The organism is Cupriavidus sp. IDO, from assembly GCF_000812465.1.
Taxonomy (GTDB): domain Bacteria; phylum Pseudomonadota; class Gammaproteobacteria; order Burkholderiales; family Burkholderiaceae; genus Cupriavidus.
This window is the reverse complement of sequence record NZ_JWMA01000170.1, coordinates 1-15146: the sequence shown is the minus strand read 5'-3', so window position 1 is coordinate 15146 and position 15146 is coordinate 1. Positions and strand designations below refer to the sequence as shown.

At 59.4% G+C, this 15146-nt stretch carries 12 protein-coding genes and 4 pseudogenes; 11 read left to right on the top strand and 5 right to left on the bottom strand.

Features of this window, described 5'->3' with window-relative positions; translation table 11 throughout:
* Positions 1-61: 61 nt before the first annotated feature.
* Together bluB and RM96_RS31320 are read right to left on the bottom strand one after the other, a co-directional pair.
* Positions 62-777, bottom strand: a pseudogene (gene bluB / locus RM96_RS31325) (5,6-dimethylbenzimidazole synthase).
* Positions 778-900: 123 nt separating this feature from the next.
* Positions 901-1255, bottom strand: a pseudogene (locus RM96_RS31320) (tyrosine-type recombinase/integrase); the annotation flags it as partial.
* A 211-nt stretch (positions 1256-1466) separates the two neighbouring features.
* Between RM96_RS31320 and RM96_RS31315 the strand changes: the two are divergent.
* The 9 genes from RM96_RS31315 to RM96_RS31275 all read left to right on the top strand — a co-directional run bounded on the left by RM96_RS31315 (position 1467) and on the right by RM96_RS31275 (position 13282).
* Entirely contained in the window at positions 1467-2162 is a 696-nt protein-coding gene (locus RM96_RS31315) for a TetR/AcrR family transcriptional regulator (RefSeq protein WP_039015630.1), read from the top strand.
* Between the two features lie 36 nt (positions 2163-2198).
* Entirely contained in the window at positions 2199-5789 is a 3591-nt protein-coding gene (locus tag RM96_RS31310; RefSeq protein WP_052279860.1) for an indolepyruvate ferredoxin oxidoreductase family protein, read from the top strand.
* A 14-nt stretch (positions 5790-5803) separates the two neighbouring features.
* Positions 5804-6259, top strand: coding sequence for a DUF2000 domain-containing protein (locus RM96_RS31305; RefSeq protein WP_202966762.1), 456 nt, complete (start codon positions 5804-5806; stop codon positions 6257-6259).
* Entirely contained in the window at positions 6256-7005 is a 750-nt protein-coding gene (locus tag RM96_RS31300; RefSeq protein WP_039015628.1) for an enoyl-CoA hydratase-related protein, read from the top strand. The genes RM96_RS31305 and RM96_RS31300 overlap by 4 nt, the downstream gene beginning before the upstream one ends.
* Positions 7002-7727, top strand: a complete 726-nt coding sequence (locus RM96_RS31295; RefSeq protein ID WP_039015627.1) for an NAD(P)H-dependent oxidoreductase — start codon at positions 7002-7004, stop codon at positions 7725-7727. The genes RM96_RS31300 and RM96_RS31295 overlap by 4 nt, the downstream gene beginning before the upstream one ends.
* Positions 7727-8659: an SDR family oxidoreductase gene (locus RM96_RS31290; protein WP_052279859.1), complete on the top strand. Its 933-nt coding sequence runs from the start codon at positions 7727-7729 to the stop codon at positions 8657-8659. Before RM96_RS31295 ends, RM96_RS31290 begins: the two co-directional genes overlap by 1 nt.
* Before the next feature lie 334 nt (positions 8660-8993).
* A complete protein-coding gene (locus tag RM96_RS31285) occupies positions 8994-10145 on the top strand; it encodes an aminotransferase-like domain-containing protein (RefSeq protein ID WP_039015626.1) in 1152 nt (383 codons plus the stop codon).
* A 210-nt stretch (positions 10146-10355) separates the two neighbouring features.
* On the top strand, positions 10356-11324 hold the full coding sequence (locus RM96_RS31280) for a threo-3-hydroxy-L-aspartate ammonia-lyase (RefSeq protein WP_039015625.1): 969 nt from the start codon (positions 10356-10358) through the stop codon (positions 11322-11324).
* Between the two features lie 314 nt (positions 11325-11638).
* Positions 11639-13282: an ISL3 family transposase gene (locus RM96_RS31275; protein ID WP_082016804.1), complete on the top strand. Its 1644-nt coding sequence runs from the start codon at positions 11639-11641 to the stop codon at positions 13280-13282.
* Between the two features lie 120 nt (positions 13283-13402).
* Here RM96_RS31275 and RM96_RS41015 read toward each other — a convergent pair.
* Positions 13403-13643, bottom strand: a pseudogene (locus RM96_RS41015) (ISL3 family transposase); the annotation flags it as partial.
* Between the two features lie 90 nt (positions 13644-13733).
* Here RM96_RS41015 and RM96_RS38100 point away from each other — a divergent pair.
* Positions 13734-14091, top strand: a pseudogene (locus RM96_RS38100) (ISKra4-like element ISBte2 family transposase); the annotation flags it as partial.
* A 14-nt stretch (positions 14092-14105) separates the two neighbouring features.
* Entirely contained in the window at positions 14106-14555 is a 450-nt protein-coding gene (locus RM96_RS31270; protein ID WP_039015624.1) for a cation transporting ATPase C-terminal domain-containing protein, read from the top strand.
* 11 nt (positions 14556-14566) lie between these two features.
* Here the strand turns inward: RM96_RS31270 and RM96_RS31265 are convergent, their stop codons facing one another.
* Both RM96_RS31265 and RM96_RS31260 read right to left on the bottom strand, forming a co-directional pair.
* Positions 14567-14827 carry a hypothetical protein gene (locus tag RM96_RS31265; RefSeq protein WP_039015623.1) on the bottom strand — a complete coding sequence of 87 codons (261 nt, stop codon included), beginning with the start codon at positions 14825-14827 and terminating at the stop codon, positions 14567-14569.
* Positions 14828-14949: 122 nt separating this feature from the next.
* On the bottom strand, positions 14950-15146 hold a 197-nt coding region (locus RM96_RS31260; protein ID WP_039015622.1), incomplete at its 5' end, for an Hsp20/alpha crystallin family protein.

Below are 15146 nucleotides of genomic sequence, written 5' to 3'. Positions count from 1 at the left end.
ATGAGCGTCAGGGCTCGGAAGGGCTCCTCGATTGGGGTGCGGAAACGCTGAGCGCGTCAACTTATGGCCATCGTGATTTTCTAAGAACACAATTGCCGAATCCATCATCAGCCCGGGCGATTGGGGGGCTGGGGTTGGTCCAACCATTCTCGAACACCATCTCGTCCAGGGATTGCCGTCCCTGGCCCAATCTTCCTGTTCCAGCATCGGCTTCTCATAGAAGGTGTCGACCTGGCCGAGGCACAGCACCGCCACTGGCCGGGCACCGGGCGGCAGCCGCAGCAGCCGGCCAAGCGGTTCCGGGTCGAACAAGGAAACCCAGCCCACGCCGATTCCTTCGGCGCGCGCCGCAAGCCAGAGGTTCTGGATGGCGCAGGTCACCGAAGCGAGATCCATGTCCGGCATGGTGCGCCGACCGAAGATATGGCGCTCACGTCCATCCATCAGCGCTGCCACCAGGACTTCCCCACAGTCCAGGATGCCCTCCACCTTGAGTCGCATGAACTCGTCCTGGCGTTCGCCCAGGGCGAGCGCGGTGCGCTGGCGTTCGGCATCGACCAGCGCGTGGACCTGCGTTCTCAGGCTCCTGTCAGTGAGGCGGATGAAGCGCCAGGGTTGCATGAAGCCGACGCTGGGGGCGAGATGCGCAGCGTGCAACAAGCGTTCCAGCAAGGCAGGATCGAGCGGGTCCGGCCGAAAGTGGCGCATGTCGCGACGCTCCCGGATGACGCGATAGACGGCGGCAATGTCACTGTCGCTGTAGCGAGATGGGTTCATGGCTTGAATAGCGTGGCGGTGGCGCTTGGGCGGGAGGGAAAGTCGCAATGCAGGTTGCTTGCCACGCTGCTGGCGTGACGATCGACGGCTTCGCGCAGTGCGGTGTTGCGATGCGGGCTCATCCTAGGTCTTGCTGGTCCAACCGATGCGGTGCCGCGCTTGGGTGGCCTCATGCCGCGCATCCTCTTCGCTGTGCAGGTACGCGCTGGTGGTCGCGATCGAGGCATGGCCAAAGTTGTCGCGCACGTGACAGGGCCTTGTCGCGCCCCTGATCACGGCCGATGACCGGCAGCACCAGCGGGCGTGTCTCCCCGGGCTGCGGCGTGGCCGGCAGTCCGTGCGCGCGGCGGTAGCGCGCCAGTTCGGCGATCAGCTCGTCGGTGGCCGGTACCAGCCGGGTCTTGTTCCCCTTGCCGGTCACCTCGAGCCACCAGCGCTCAGTGCCCTGGGCATCGCGCCGGCAGAAGAAAGCGCCCATGGTAGGCGGAATTAGCGATCGGCAACAGGGGCACGCGTTCAGAGAGCTGCTGGGCGTGGCTAGGCCTCGCACGTCACTCAATAGGTGATCTATGGGCACTAACGACCTGCGGCGACGGGAGTGTGAGTATCACTCAGCCTACAAATCCAAGTAAACATTGCATTAGCTCGCAGTTGTTGACTAGAATGTGAGTAACACTCAGGAGAATTCCATGGCAACTTCCGGGCGGCGTCAGGCCGCAACCCATCGTTCAGAGCAGCGCATCGAGGAGTTGCTGGCCGTGGCCAAGGATGTTTTCGCTTCACATGGATTCGAGAGAGCGACGACCCAAGAGATAGCCCAGCGCGCAGGCGTTTCGGAGGCAACAGTGTTTGCCTACTTCGGAAGCAAGCGTGAGTTGTGCGTCGAAGTTATCCGGCGCTGGTACGGACATATCACCGCTGAGATCCAGTCGCAATTGCCGACAGGCGGCGGGCTACGCGACCAACTGCAATTCATCGTTCGCAAGCACTTAGACAACTTGATGGGCGAAGGTGTTGGCATTTGTGCGCTGGTCCTGACAGAAGGACGTACTGCCGATAAGGCGTTCACGGAAATCATTGCCGAATTGAAACGTAGCTACACCGCTCCACTCATGACTGCACTCAGAACAGCGCATGAAGCTGGCGTCATTCGCAACGACATGCCACTCAGGCTGATGCGCGATATGGTCTATGGGTCCATGGAACATGTTCTGTGGGACTACGTGGTGTCGGGATCGAAGCCGGATATCGCAGTCACGAGTACGCAACTCACGGACATGCTGTTCTCCGCTTTCGCTCCGCGCAGGCCTTCGGAGAATGCGCTAATGGATTTGCACGCCGATCTTTCGATGGCCCTGAAGCGGTTCGAAGCCAAGTCGCATTAGGCAGTACCTATTAACACCCCGCACGAGGAATCCAACATGGGTCATCGGGATGAGATGGTTGCAAACAGCAACCCTTCAGGCGTAGCCCTGAGCGACAAGTACGAGAAGAAGCAAGGCAACGCGCTGCTAAGTGGCTCGCAAGCGCTTGTTCGGCTACTGCTAAACCAGGCAGAGCGTGATCGAGAGTCGGGGCTCAATACCGGTGGCTTCGTGAGCGGCTACCGCGGGTCTCCGTTGTCAGGCTTCGACCAGACCCTGTGGTCCGCGGGCAAGATGCTCAAGGCCTGCGGGGTCCATTTCCAGCCTGCTATCAACGAGGACCTCGCGGCGACAGCATGTTGGGGTACGCAGCAGCTCTCGCTGTTCCCATCGGAGGCTACCGTCGACGGTGTCTTTGCGATGTGGTACGGCAAAGGCCCGGGCGTTGACCGCAGCGGAGATGCACTCAAGCATGGTAATGGCGCGGGGACGTCTCCTTTGGGGGGTGTCCTGGTGCTGGCAGCCGACGACCACACCGCAAAGTCCTCTACGTTTGGCCATCAGAGTGAGCAGGCAATGGTCGCCGCGTTCATCCCTGTGCTGTACCCGTCCAACGTGCAGGAGTATTTGGATCTCGGCATCCACGGGTGGGCGATGAGCCGGCACAGTGGCCTGTGGGTCGGCATGAAATGCGTTTCGGACGTGGTGGAGACCACATCGGTGGTGGACGTCGGAGCTTGGCGCGTTCAGACAACGATTCCCGAGTTCTCCTCACCCAACGAGAACCGGCTGCACATCCGATGGCCGGATGTCTGGGCCGAGCAAGAGCCTCGGATTATCAGAGAGCGGCTGCCTGCAGCGCTCGAGTATTGCCGCGCCAACAACCTCAATCGCATTGAGTTCAAGAAGACTGGAGCGCGAATTGGCATTGTCTGTGCAGGAAAAACGTACAACGATGTCAAGCAGGCGTTCTCGCTGCTCGGCATCAACGACGCAGAAAAAGCCAGCGAACATGGGCTGGCGCTGCTCAAATTGGGGATGGTGTGGCCCCTCGAGCCGACGGTAGTTCGAGAGTTTGCGGAAGGGCTGGACGAATTGTTTGTTGTCGAAGAAAAGCGTCCCTTGATTGAACAGCAGATCAAGGACGAACTCTACGCAGACGCCGTCGCGGGTCGACTGGCCGTTCGCGTGACGGGCAAGAGCGTTGGTACCGGAGGCGGAGAGTGGGGAACCCCGCAAAGCGAAACCCTGCTGCGCAGCGACTATGAACTCACTCCCGTAGAGATTGCGGTCACCATTGCTAAGCGACTGGGCTTGAATACGGACAGTCCAGACATGTCTGCGGTAAGGGGATGTGTGGATGCACTTGCCTTGGCTGTGTCGGATCCACCGCCAGCAGTTCGTAAGCCGTACTTCTGTTCCGGCTGTCCTCACAACAGCTCGACGAAGGTTCCGACGGGCTCGCGAGCAATGGCGGGTATCGGCTGCCACTACATGGCGAACTGGATGGACCGCAACACGGAGACGTACACGCACATGGGTGCCGAAGGTGTGCCCTGGATTGCACAGAGCGTTTTCTCGCGACGCAAGCACATTTTCGCAAACCTTGGCGACGGCACATATTTTCATTCAGGATCCCTCGCCATCCGGCAGGCAATTGCTGCCAAGGTCTCGATGACCTACAAAATTCTCTTCAACGATGCGGTGGCCATGACTGGGGGCCAGCCAATCGAAGGCCAGCTCACTGTTGACCGCATCGCGCGCCAGGTCGCTGCAGAGGGGGTCAAGCGCATCGCGATCGTAAGCGACGATATTGAAAAGTACGCGGTGGCAGGCACTAAGTTCCCCGCGGAGGCATCGGTACATGATCGCGGGGAACTTGACACCGTTCAGCAGTCGCTTGCCGCCTTCGAGGGTGTCTCGGTTTTGATCTACGACCAGACATGTGCCAGCGAAAAGCGCCGACGCCGCAAACGTGGCACCTATCCCGACCCTGCCGTTCGGGTCGTCATCAATCCAGCAGTCTGCGAAGGTTGCGGTGATTGCTCTGTTAAGAGCAACTGCCTGTCGGTGGAACCCTTGGAAACCGAGCTTGGTCGTAAGCGCCAAATCAATCAGTCGTCCTGCAACAAGGATATGTCCTGCATTGAAGGCTTCTGTCCAAGTTTTGTCTCAGTGAAGGGCGCCCGGCTGAAATCCGAGAGGAAGTCATCGTCTAGTCCTGGCTCGGCATCCAACTTGGATCTCGACGATTGGGGAACGCCCCCGATGCCTGAGGCGGAAAGTCGACAGGCGACGAACGTTCTTGTGAATGGCGTTGGTGGTACTGGCGTCGTAACCATCGGCGCATTGTTGGGCATGGCTGCTCACATCCAAGGGTGGAAGAGCAGTGTCCTCGATATGGCTGGGTTGGCGCAGAAAGGAGGTGCCGTTTGGAGTCACGTGCGTCTCGCCGCTACAGACAGCGAGCTTACGGCATCGCGCATTGCGGCGGGACAGGCGGACGTCATGATTGGCTGCGACCTTGTCGTCAGTGCGCATCCTGACACGCTCTCCAAGCTCCAATCCGGACGCGCTCGAGGGGTAGTGAATGGCGATGTGTCGACGACAGCTGATTTCGTGCGCAACGGGGATTGGAATATGCCGGAAGGCGATCTCCGGGCCAAAATCAATGGGGCCATGGGCGCCGGGGTGTCATGGTTGAACGCACAGACGCTGGCCGTCTCTGTGTTTGGCGATGCGATCTTCGCCAATCCCGTGATGCTGGGCTACGCATGGCAGAAGGGGTGGTTGCCGCTATCAATTTCCGCCATCGAAGAAGCGATTCGGCTGAACGGCCAGCAGGTCGAGCGCAACCTGTTGGCACTGCGCCTTGGGCGGTGGGCTGCGCACGACATGGCGCGCGTAGATAAGGCCTTGAAGCCTGCTGGAGTGGTTGTTCGTTGGCTGCCACAGCGTAAGCGTCGTTTTGAGGATGTAGTCGCTCTGCGACAGGCGCACTTGCACGCATACCAGAACAAACGCTACGCGGAGGACTATGTAGCGTTCGTACAGGATGTGAAGACTGCCTGTGACAGCATCGGTGGCAGTGGAGACTTCGCCATTGAGGTTGCAAGTAATCTCGCGAAGCTGCTGAGCTACAAAGACGAGTACGAGATCGGCCGTCTTCACAGTGATCCCGAATTCTTAGCATCCGTCCGCGGCCAGTTCGACGGTGATTTACAGCTGGAATATCACCTTGCTCCGCCGCTGTTTTCCCGCAGAAACAAACGCGGTGAGCTCCAGAAGCGGCGCTATGGCCCGTGGATGCGCCATATTTTTGCGGCGCTGGCGAAGTTGCGGTTCCTGCGCGGTACGCCGTTCGATCCGTTTGGATACACGCATGAGCGTCGGACTGAGCGGACCTTGGCGGTTGAGTACCGTAAAGCTGTGACAGCGGTACTGCCATTCTTGGCGGTACGGTCTGCAGAATGCCTGGAGCTAGCGAAGCTGCCCGCCAGCATTCGTGGCTATGGTCACGTCAAGGAGCGAACCATCGACCCCACGAGAGCGCGCATGCGAGAGTTAGTCGCCGATATCACAGGCGGGAGTCAAGATACCAATCACACCCCTGGCTATGGGGAGTACCTGAATAACCTCTGGGCTTGATGCCACAAAATGCCATGAACGAAGCAATTCAAGACACTGAACCGCGTCGTAATATGCCGGAACGCTGCGTAGTAGTAGTAGACAGCGCACTTCCTGCCGGCCGAGCTGCGAACGCCGCGGCAGTGCTTTCTCTGACCGTTGGACAACGTCATCCTGGATTGGTTGGCGCTCCGCTTATCGATGCCGATGGTGGCGACATGCCAGGTCTCATCCCCATCGGAATCGCCGTACTGGCCGCGGCGCAGGACCAGCTTGCCAAGCTTGCAGCCGCGGCAGACGTTGCGGGGTTTGATGTTGTGCGTTTTCCTGTCGAGGGCCAGCAGACAAAAAACTACGACGAGTTCCTCGATGCCATGACTAAAGTTGGCCGCGCCGATATCCGATATGTCGGGCTTGCCCTTGTGGGTGATCGCAAGCCCATTTGCAAGTTGGTCGGAAAACTTCCGCTCTTGGGGCAGGAGCCGTCATGAGCGTCCAGGTAGGTGACGACCAATTTGAGGGCATCGAAGCTTCTTTGAAGGGTACGGTTTGGCACATCGTTTTACGCCGACCGCACAAGCGCAACGCACTGACGATGGAGATGTTCACTGCCTTGGCTGAGAGTCTTGGCTTAGCAGACGCCCACCCGGGTGTTCGCGCCATCGCTGTTACCGGGGAGGGCAGTGGATTCTCCGCTGGACACGATCTAACTGCATTCGACGAGTGGCCTCAGTTGCCGAATGACCCGGTGCCCGTGTTTCTACACCGTCTGGCGAAGGTTCTTAAGCCACTGGTGGTAGGCGTGCACGGCTTCGCTGCCGGCGTTGGCGCCACCATGCTATTGCACGCAGATTGGGTCATCGCGACCCCTGACGCAAGGCTTCGACTTCCGTTCGTGGACCTTGGCATCGCGCCGGAGGCCGGCAGCAGCTTACTGCTGGCACGCAGTGTGGGCAGTCTTAGAGCGAAGCAAATGTTGTTGGGTGGGGAAATCTTTACGAGCGAAGCTGCCGAGCGTTGGGGCTTGGTAACTGAACTTTCGACAGCTGAGGACTTGTCCGAGAGGACGCTTGAACGAGCTCGCGCGCTGGGTGCCAAGGATTTCGGCACCTACCAGCGCATCAAGTCCTGGCTGACATGCGCAGAGGATGTACATGAGCGCATTGAAGCGGAAATCGTGGAAATCAACCGTGCCATCGTGGAGTTACGTATGCAAGGGAAGGGAGTGAAGTCATGAGTCAGCGCATCGCCCACATCGTCTACGCTCACTTCGAACAAAAGTCGTTCGTTGGTGCTATGCGCGACACGGTTGTAGCAGGTCTTCGCGAGCAAGGCTGGAAGGTTACCTGCTCCGATCTATATGCTCAGCGCTTTAATCCAGTCGCACACCCGGATGATTTCGTCGAGCGGAGGAACCCGGACTATCTCGTGTATTCATTGGAACAACGTCACGCCGTGGAGCACGAGGCACTCGCGCCCGATATTGCCGCTGAAGTTGAGTCCGTAAAGGATGCCGGCCTGCTCGTTTTCGTTTTTCCGGTGTTCTGGTTCTCCGTTCCCGCCATTCTCAAAGGGTGGATTGACAGGGTGTTTCTATCTGGCGTCTTTTACGGCGGCCGACGGGTTTATGACCGCGGCGGCATGGTAGGTAAGCGCGCTCTGGTCGTGACATCGCTTGGGGGTCGCAGTCACATGTTCGGTGAAGGCGCCATCCACGGGGAAATAGGAACAATGCTGCGACACCTGCTGCAAGGCAGTCTCGCTTACGTTGGCTACGACGTACTTGAGCCATTCATCGCCTACCACGTTCCATACATCGGTGCTACGGAACGTAAGGAACTGCTGCGAGATCTACAGAAGGCGATATCGACGCTCGATTCCAGGCAGGTGCTTTCCATGCCGTCACTCAACAATTTCGACGACGAATTTCGCCCGCTCGTAGGAAGAGGAGCAGTGTGATGCACTACAACAGTGTATTTACCCGCGGTCTGTTCGAAGGTGACATCGCTATTGTCACCGGTGGCGGGTCCGGTATTGGGCGGTGTTGTGCCCACGAACTGGTGAGCCTCGGTGCTGAGGTCGTGCTTGTGGGACGGAATGAGGCCAAACTAGGAGCTGTCGTTGAGGAAATCCGGAGGGATGGTGGTCAGGCCACCTTCCAGTCCTGTGACATTCGGGATGGCAGGCAAGTCGCGCAAGCCGTCTCCAACATTGTGAACCGCTACGGCAGAATTGACGCCTTGGTGAATAACGCCGGCGGGCAATACATCAGCCCTTTGGCTGAAGTCAGCGACAAGGGATGGGATGCTGTAGTGCAGACCAATCTCACGGGGGGATTTCTGTTCTCGCGAGAGTGCTACACCCAAAGCATGTGCCACACCGGCGGCGCGATTGTAAACGTGATCGCAGACACCGTTGGATCAATGCCCCTCATGGGGCATAGCGGTGCCGCCCGTGCAGGGATGTTGAGCTTGACCGAGACTGCAGCGCTTGAATGGGCGCGAAGTGGTGTTCGCGTGAACGCGGTTGCTCCCGGCTATGTCGCATCTAGCGGTATGGACCACTACCCGCGGGAAGCGGGTGACCTTATACGAGGACTGGCGCAGACCGTGCCAGCTGGTCGCTTCGCAACAGAAGCGGAAGTCTCAGCTGCGATTTGCTTCTTGCTTGGCCCAGCGGCTTCCTTCATCACGGGCACATGCCTGCGCGTGGATGGCGGCAGGCCGCAACTGCGTGCAGGTTGGGGCAACTTCGTTTTAGACAACTCGCAAAGAAATTTCGGTGCTTTTCTCGCATACGAGGGATTTCACAGAACTCGTACGCCGAGCGTATTCCAGTCAAGCTCCGATATAGACGCACCGACTGCTATAGCAACTGACTCCGACGTGTAGCGTAGGAAGCCATTCACTCTGCATTTATTTCTTGAAAGACGAAGAGTCGACGGCCACCCCGTCACACTTCGAGGCGATGAAACGAACCGGCAATCCCGGCTAATTTTCGCCGAGAGGAAGGGACGGACGGTAACCCCGTCCGGTCACCCGCCCAACCTATGACGCTGGTTGCGGCGGTCAATTGGGCAATTTGGCCCCGAAAGCAACCTGCGTGAATACCATCCTAGCGACCTTGGATATCTGGCTCGCATCAATGCGTTGAGATTTTGGCTGCAGGTCAGGGGCGGGCGTGCCTACAAACCTGAGCTAGCAAGACACCAATGAATACCCCAATATGACTATCATCAAATTCTCCCGTAGGGCGGAGGGGCTCACCAGTTCCGCCATCCGCGAAATCCTCAAGTTGACCGAAAGGGAGGAAATTATCTCCTTTGCTGGCGGCTTACCGGCAGCGCAGACATTTCCTGTTCAGGCACTGCAGTCTGCCTGTGAACGCCTGTTTGCTGACGCGCCGGCAGCGGCGCTGCAGTATGCACCGACCGAAGGCTTCCAGCCGTTGCGCCAATGGATAGCGGACAGGCATGGCGCCGACGTAGGCAACGTGCTCATCACGACAGGCTCTCAGCAGGCGCTAGACTTGTTGGCAAAGGTCTTCATTGACCCAGGGAGCAAGGTGTTGGTTGAAGCGCCGACCTATCTGGGCGCGTTGCAAGCCTTCTCGCTGTCCGAAGCAAGCTATGCCGAGGTTCCGACCGACGATCATGGTCTGCAGCCGGAATTGCTGACCGAAGCGCTTGCCGCCGACGCCAGGTTCCTTTACACAATCCCAAATTTCCAGAATCCGACAGGGCGCAGGCTGACGCTGAAACGTCGCCTGACTCTCGTTGCTCGAGCACGCGAGCTTGGTCTCCTGCTGGTCGAAGATAACCCCTACGGCGAATTATGCTACAGCAACTCCCCATTGCCATCCCTGCAGTCACTGAATCCGTCGGGCGTGGTGTACATGGGGTCATTTTCCAAGATTATGGCTCCCGGCCTGCGTTTGGGGTATGTGATAGCGCCGGCGGAGATCCATGGCAAGCTCGTGCAAGCCAAACAGGCGTCAGACCTGCATACGCCTAGCTTCACGCAGCGTTTGGTCTACGAAGTCCTGAAGACAGGAATGCTCGAAGGTCATCTTGCCGCAGTTTGTGACCTATATGGCAAGCACTGTTCGGTGATGCTGGATGCGCTATCGCGCCACATGCCGCCTGGCGTCCGTTGGACCCGACCAGAAGGGGGTATGTTCATCTGGGTGGAGTTGCCCGAGCACATCGATGCGATGGCCCTCCTGGAAGAGGCGGTGGCCAACAACGTGGCATTCGTACCTGGCGCGCCCTTCTATGCCAGAAATCCTCGCACGAATACCATGAGGCTTGCCTTTGTCACGGTCATTCCGGACAAGATTGAGGAGGGCATTGCTCGGCTCGGTAGCTTAATTGCTTGAACACTGCCAGCGCCGTGGGGCCTCACGGCGGGATGTAACGGTGGTAACGAAGAGGGCCGCCATGCCGTGTTCAGGATGCGCTTTTAATCATGGCCTCAGCACGAAGCTACGGCCAATTCTTCCTATTCCTTCGCGAGGTTCAGTTGCCCAGGGCACAGGCACGCGTGTCGCGTGGCCTTGGTAATTCACTCTTGATTTTGCGGATTATCTATGACGACTCTCAATCTACCCACCTTCGCGGACGTAGAGGCTGCCGCTGCCCGTCTCGCCGGCTTTGCAAATCGCACGCCGGTCAACACCTCCCGTACCCTGGACGAGATCATCGGCGCCGAAGTCTTTTTCAAGTGCGAGAATTTCCAGCGGATGGGGGCGTTCAAGTTCCGGGGCGCCTTCAATTCGCTGTCGAAGTTCTCCCCGAAGCAACGGCGCGCCGGCGTGGTGGCGTTCTCGTCGGGCAACCATGCCCAGGGCATCGCCCTGTCCGCCAAGCTGCTTGGGATGCCTGCCACCATTGTGATGCCGCATGATGCGCCGGCCGCCAAGGTGGCGGCAACGAAAGGCTACGGCGCCACCGTCGCGATCTACGATCGCTACAAGGAAGACCGTGAGGCAATCGGTCACAGACTGGCATCGGAGCAAGGCATTACGCTGATTCCACCCTATGACCACCCCGACGTCCTGGCTGGCCAAGGTACGGCCGCCAAGGAACTCTTCGAGGAAGTGGGTCCGCTTGACGTCCTGTTTGCGCCGCTGGGCGGTGGTGGCCTGTTGTCAGGCACTGCGCTCACCACCCGGGCGCTGGCACCACAGTGCAAGCTTTACGGCGTTGAGCCAGAAGCGGGGAATGACGGTCAGCAGTCCTTCCGCCGCGGCGAGATCGTCCACATCGAAACACCGAAGACGATTGCAGACGGCGCGCAGACCCAGCATCTCGGGGACTACACGTTCGGCATCATCCGGCGCGATGTTGATGATATTTTCACAGCAACGGATGCGGAACTGGTCGAAGCGATGAAGTTTTTTGCGTCGCGTATGAAGATGATCGTTGAACCCACTGGTTGCCTGGGCCTGGCCGCCGCCCTGAAGATGAAGGAGACCCTGAAGGGCAAGCGGGTTGGCGTAATCATCAGCGGCGGCAATATTGATCTAGAGCGCTTCTGCTCGCTGGTCTCCGCATAACACAACACGGTCCGAAGCCGATCGTCGCTTCGGATCCGTCCTCCGTGTTGGCAACCCACAATCGTTTTACGGCGACTCCCAAGCATTCCAACAATGTTTCAAAAGCTGACCAGCCTCCTTCAGGGCGAACAGGCGCAGTACCGCGTGATTGCCCACTCGCCAGAAGGCGAGTCCGATCGGGTGGCCAGCATCCGGGGCACAAGTCCGGGTCAGGGGGCCGTGAAGTGTAGTAAAGATGGGTCTTCCGCACTTTGTGTGACGGCCGCGTCGAGGGCTTGATCTCGGGCCGATCTGGCCCCACGTTGATCGTTACCATGAGCCAAGTTCTCGGTGGGATTGATCGTATTCTCGCCCGTGTGGGTAAGCGCGTCGTCTCCAGCGACGCGCGAGGGGAGACCATCACTGTCGAAGCCCGCAGTACGGTTCGCGCGGCACCTTGTCCTGCCTGCCGTCGTTGGAGTAACCGACTCCACGGCAGCTATGTGCGCAGTCTGGAAGAACGACCGATGCTCGAGCAGCGGGTCGTTCTCGCCGTTGAGGTGCGTCGCTTCAAGTGCGCGAACGCCGGCTGCCCCCGTCGTACGTTTGCCGAGAACATCCACGCCTTGGCCGGTCGGCATCAACGTCGAACGCGATCGCAGGCTCGGGCGTTGTACGCGCTGGGCCACGCCCTCGGTGGGGAGGCGGCAGCCCGGCTTGCTAACGCCTTGGGCTTGCGCAGCAGTGCCGACACCGTGCTGCGGGAGTTGCGAAGAGCTCCTGGGCGCAAGCGCAAACCACGACCGCGGGTCGTCGGCATCGATGACTTGGCGATCGCGCGCGGTCACCAGTATGGAACGATCATCGTCGACCTGGAGCGACGTGAGCCGATCGAAGTGTTCGCCGGCAGGGAAACAACTGCGGTGGCCGCGTGGATGGGTGCGCACCCATCGATCGAGATCGTCGCCAGGGACCGGGCCGGGGCCTACTCCGAGGCGGTCGACATCGCGCTGCCGGCAGCCAGGCAAGTCTCCGATCGCTGGCATCTGCTGTGCAACCTGCGCGACAACGTCGAGAGGTTGCTGTACCGACTCGGGCCGCAACTGCGCCAAGCCGCGCAGCAAGTCGAGGTCGGTGGCGTGACCCTGGGCCGGCAGGGGTTGCCGAGCGGCACCTCACTGCGGTCATGGCAGCGCCTGAGCGATCAGCGACGCGCCACGCGGCTGGCGCTGTACGAGCGGGTGATGGCGCTACGCGCCCAGGGCGGCACGATGAAAGGAATCGCGCGCGAGCTCTCAATCAACCATCGAACCGTGCGCAAGTTCGTCACCGCAGGGGCCTTCCCTGAGCGCGCACCCAGGGCGCGGGGTCCGACGCCTTTGGATCCCCATCGCAGCTATATTGAGGAACGAATCGCCCAGGGCTGTCGCTTTCCTGAACTGATCTGGCAAGAACTCAAGCAGCGAGGCTATACGGGCAGTCGCGCCGCCGTGCAGAATTGCGTGGTCCGCCTCCTCTTTCCGCAGGGCAAGGTACCGCTTGTCCAGGCACCCGTGCGCACGATGCCGTGCCCGTCGGCCCGGCGCGTGTTCGGATGGCTTGTCGAATGGAGGAAGCTCGCCGTCGAGGAGCCCAGGAGTGCGGAGCACGAGCGCTTCGTGCAGGCGCTGTGCAAGATCGAGCCCGTGGTGGGCGAGGTCCGCAGCCTCGCGCGGGAATTTCTCGGGCTCATGCACCGGCGAAGTCCGCGGCAGTTCGATCGATGGTTGAAGCGTCTGTCGCGCTGCGACGCTGCGGAAATGCGTAGGTTCGCGCAAAGCCTGCGCGCCGACTTACCGGCTGTGCGGGCGGCCTTCAGGCTGCCATGGGGCAATGGCCAGACCGAGGGTCACGTCAACCGGCTCAAGTTCCTCAAGCGCCAGATGTATGGCCGCGCGAACATCGAGCTTCTGCGGCTGCGGGTATTGAAGCCAAACTGAACGACCGGCCTGCCTTGTCCTGCTGGACACGCTAGTCCGATCGCCATCGCAGACGGGTGAGCTCGTGGGGCCGGCACGAGCCGGGCAGGCTCGCCCACGTTCGTCAACAAGAAGAAGAAACTTGAAGCGACGTACCTCAATAGCGAGAACGACCCGCTGCTCGAGCATTGGACGTTCTTCCAGCTTGCGCACATAGCGGCCGTGGAGTCGGTGACTCCAATTATGGCAGGCAGGACACGGTGCCCCCGCGAACTGTACTGCAGGCTTCGACAGTATTGGTCTCCCCTCGCACGTCGCTGGAGACGAAGCGCTTACCCACACGGGCGAGAATACGGTCGATCCCACCGAGAACTTGCCTCATGGTAACGATCAACGTAGACCAAATCGGCCGGAAATCAAGGCCTTGACTCGGCCGTCACACAAAGTGCGGGAGACCCACTTTTGCTGCGGTATACGGCAGCTGGACTACCGGGCCCGAGAGCTTGTTGCATATGTCGATGCGAATGGTGGGGCGACGATCAATTACGGAGCACGACATCGTCAAGACAAGCCCATCTCAACCGCGCCGGCCGAATCTGCGGTCAATCAGGTGCTGAACAAACGCATGTGCAAGCGTCAACAAATGCGCTGGTCGCCGAACGGTGTCCATTTGCTTGCCCAGGTCCGTTGTGCCGTGATCAACGGTGACCTCGTCGAGAGACTCGCTAGGTATGAGCCACCAACAGAACCGAGGTCAAGGGAAGTCGTTGAGTTCTTGGAGCAACTCGGGCTCTCGGAGTTTGAACCCCAAGGTTTTTAACACTCCCATCCCCGCCACTGGGACATGAATTTCATCCGCAATTTCATGTTGATTATCGGCCCGGTCAGCTCGATCTTCGACTTCCTCACCTTCTACATTATGCTGACGGTCTTTCATGCCGGCGAGAGGCTCTTCCATACCGGCTGGTTCATTGAGTCCATGGCCACGCAGGTGCTGGTTATCTTCATCATCCGCACCCGTAGGAATCCTTTCAGGAGCTACCCGAATCCGTGGCTCATCGCCTGTTCACTGGCGGTGGTGGCGGTGGCAGTGCTGCTGCCGTTCACCTCAGCTGGCGCGCATCTCGGTTTCGTCGCGCCACCGGCATTCTTCTTTCTCATCCTCGCTGCCATGCTGCTCTTTTATTTGTTGGCGGTGGAAGGCATGAAACAATGGCGCATGGTCTGGAGCTGCCTGCTTCCACGCGAGTATCCAATCGGGCAGGTGGTCATCTTTCACCCGCCGCCCCAATAGCATGCAGGGTCTCATTCGGACTTATCGAAGATGCCGGCCTCGAGATCTTTCCTGAAATGCTGAACCCAATCGGTTTCATAGCCGATGGGGTATTCCCTTGTAACTTGTGTCGATAGTCTGGTTACCGTGACGTAGCCCTGCAAACCGAAGTTCTCGTCGCCTTTTGGGTCAGTCGTATCCGTTTCCTGGAGTTCGAAATCACCTGCTGCCAGACCATTACGCTGCAAGGCCGCAAGAAAGTCCTGCTGTTCATCCAGTTCGATCAGTCGCATCGTCGGCCCCTCAATGTTCAGAGGGGAGAAAACCGGAACGCTCTTTCAACGATTCCAGTTGCATGTCAGCCCGCCTACGTGTGGGCAGCCATGGGTGATGCCCACGGCCCGCCCGGCTTACATCACGCCACCTTGACCTCAATGCGGCTCGGCGCGGATTCGGCTTTCGGGATGCGCAGCTTGAGCACACCGTGGTTGAACTCGGCGACAACCTTTTCGGCATCTAGTTCCTTGGATAGCGTGAACACGCGCCGGTAACGGGGCAGGGAAACCTCCGCGTAACTGGCTTCCATGCCTTCCGGCAGATCCAGGACGACTT

Excerpts from the sequence above, each read along its gene's own strand:
- RM96_RS31315 (WP_039015630.1), top strand. The coding sequence starts at position 1,467 with ATGGCAACTTCCGGGCGGCGTCAGGCCGCAACCCATCGTTCAGAGCAG.
- RM96_RS31310 (WP_052279860.1), top strand. The coding sequence starts at position 2,199 with ATGGGTCATCGGGATGAGATGGTTGCAAACAGCAACCCTTCAGGCGTA.
- RM96_RS31305 (WP_202966762.1), top strand. The coding sequence starts at position 5,804 with ATGAACGAAGCAATTCAAGACACTGAACCGCGTCGTAATATGCCGGAA.
- RM96_RS31300 (WP_039015628.1), top strand. The coding sequence starts at position 6,256 with ATGAGCGTCCAGGTAGGTGACGACCAATTTGAGGGCATCGAAGCTTCT.
- RM96_RS31295 (WP_039015627.1), top strand. The coding sequence starts at position 7,002 with ATGAGTCAGCGCATCGCCCACATCGTCTACGCTCACTTCGAACAAAAG.
- RM96_RS31290 (WP_052279859.1), top strand. The coding sequence starts at position 7,727 with ATGCACTACAACAGTGTATTTACCCGCGGTCTGTTCGAAGGTGACATC.
- RM96_RS31285 (WP_039015626.1), top strand. The coding sequence starts at position 8,994 with ATGACTATCATCAAATTCTCCCGTAGGGCGGAGGGGCTCACCAGTTCC.
- RM96_RS31280 (WP_039015625.1), top strand. The coding sequence starts at position 10,356 with ATGACGACTCTCAATCTACCCACCTTCGCGGACGTAGAGGCTGCCGCT.
- RM96_RS31275 (WP_082016804.1), top strand. The coding sequence starts at position 11,639 with ATGAGCCAAGTTCTCGGTGGGATTGATCGTATTCTCGCCCGTGTGGGT.
- RM96_RS31270 (WP_039015624.1), top strand. The coding sequence starts at position 14,106 with ATGAATTTCATCCGCAATTTCATGTTGATTATCGGCCCGGTCAGCTCG.
- RM96_RS31265 (WP_039015623.1), bottom strand. The coding sequence starts at position 14,827 with ATGCGACTGATCGAACTGGATGAACAGCAGGACTTTCTTGCGGCCTTG.